The sequence below is a fragment of the Mycobacterium sp. E2699 genome (assembly GCF_001666745.1).
Classification (GTDB): Bacteria; Actinomycetota; Actinomycetes; order Mycobacteriales; family Mycobacteriaceae; genus Mycobacterium.
On sequence record NZ_LZJH01000051.1, the window covers coordinates 1 to 1,357 of the forward strand.

Consider the following 1,357-nt stretch of genomic DNA (forward strand, 5'->3'; position numbering starts at 1 on the left):
CGGCCAGCAGGATCAGCACGGCGTTGTTCAGCTGGCGGGCCAGCACCGCCCACGCGCTGACATGGTGGGTCCGGATTACATTCCGGCCGAAGCGTGTCAAACGCTCGTTAACCTGGGCGCCGGACAGTCCATCCGGCGAGGTTTCCAGCAGGCGCAGAACGTCTTCGATGGGCGCGGCTGCCACCGCACCAGCGGACATGGGTTCGCGAACTGCCGCGGCGGGCGGCTTGAACATCATCCCCGCCTCAGAGCATGCGGCGAGACCCCTGACGCCAAAGACTGCACCGCCGCAGACTAAACCGGCGGCGGCCCGGCGGGGAGGAGCCGTTTAGACACCGTTCGGATGGCTTTTGTCACTTGTGAAAGGTGCCGAAATGAGGTGAGGCTGTTACCCATGCGAACCGCATACCACGAGCAGCTGGACCGCTTGGCCGCGCAATTGGGGGAGATGTGCGGACTGGCCGGCACCGCCATGAAACGAGCGACCCAGGCTTTGCTGGAGGCCGACGTCGCCGCCGCGCAGCAGGTGATCGGTGACCACGAACAGATCGTGGCGATGCGAGCGCAAGCCGAAAGAGAAGCGTTCGCGCTCTTGGCTTTACAGCAACCGGTCGCCGGCGACCTGCGGGCCGTCTTCGCCGGCATCCAGATCATCGCCGACGTGGAGCGCATGGGCGCGCTGGCAGTGCACGTGGCCAAGATCGCCGAGCGCGAGTACCCGACGCGGGTGCTTCCGGAAGAGGTCCGGCAATATTTCGCCGACATGGGCAAGGTAGCGATTGCCTTGGGCGACAGCGCAAAACAGGTGCTGATCTCCCGGGATCCCGAGTCGGCCGCCCGGCTGCACGAACAAGACGACGCGATGGACGAGCTGTACCGGGGTTTGTTCCGCGTGCTGATCGATGACGATTGGCAGCACGACGTCGCGGTGGGCGTGGAAACGGCGTTGCTGGGCCGCTTTTACGAGCGCTTCGCCGACCACGCCGTGGAGGTCGGCCGCCGAGTCATCTTCGCGGTCACCGGCGAGCTGCCCGCAGAGGACCAGATATCGACCTACTGATTGACGGTAGTTGAACAACCGGTTTCGTGGAATCGACTCAGGAGAGCGCCGCAATGCCGTTGTCGACCAAGGTGACTGACGCGCCCGACTCCTCCGCGCTGACCGCCACCCGGGTCGCCGCGGCCACCGCCGAGGAGGTCCTGGGCTGGCTGGACAGCTCGGCCGCCGGCCTGTCGAGCGCCGAGGCCGCCGCGCGGCTGGCGCGCCACGGCCCGAACGCCGTGCGGACCCACCACGTCAACGCGCTCGCGGTGCTCGGTCGTCAACTGCGCAACGCGGTGCTCATCCTGCTGGCCG

At 66.8% G+C, this 1,357-nt stretch carries 3 protein-coding genes; 2 read left to right on the forward strand and 1 reads right to left on the reverse strand.

Annotated elements, in window-relative coordinates; genetic code table 11:
• Positions 1-235, reverse strand: a 235-nt coding sequence (locus A5696_RS07005) for a cation-transporting P-type ATPase (RefSeq protein WP_231964251.1), incomplete at its 3' end; no start/stop codon positions are given.
• Between the two features lie 159 nt (positions 236-394).
• Between A5696_RS07005 and phoU the strand changes: the two genes are divergently transcribed.
• Both phoU and A5696_RS07015 read left to right on the forward strand, forming a co-directional pair.
• A complete protein-coding gene (phoU, locus tag A5696_RS07010; RefSeq protein WP_067875505.1) occupies positions 395-1,060 on the forward strand; it encodes a phosphate signaling complex protein PhoU in 666 nt (221 codons plus the stop codon).
• 53 nt (positions 1,061-1,113) lie between these two features.
• Positions 1,114-1,357 (forward strand): cation-transporting P-type ATPase (locus A5696_RS07015; protein WP_156738284.1); only part of this gene is annotated, 244 nt, incomplete at its 3' end.

Excerpts from the sequence above, each read along its gene's own strand:
- phoU (WP_067875505.1), top strand. The coding sequence starts at position 395 with ATGCGAACCGCATACCACGAGCAGCTGGACCGCTTGGCCGCGCAATTG.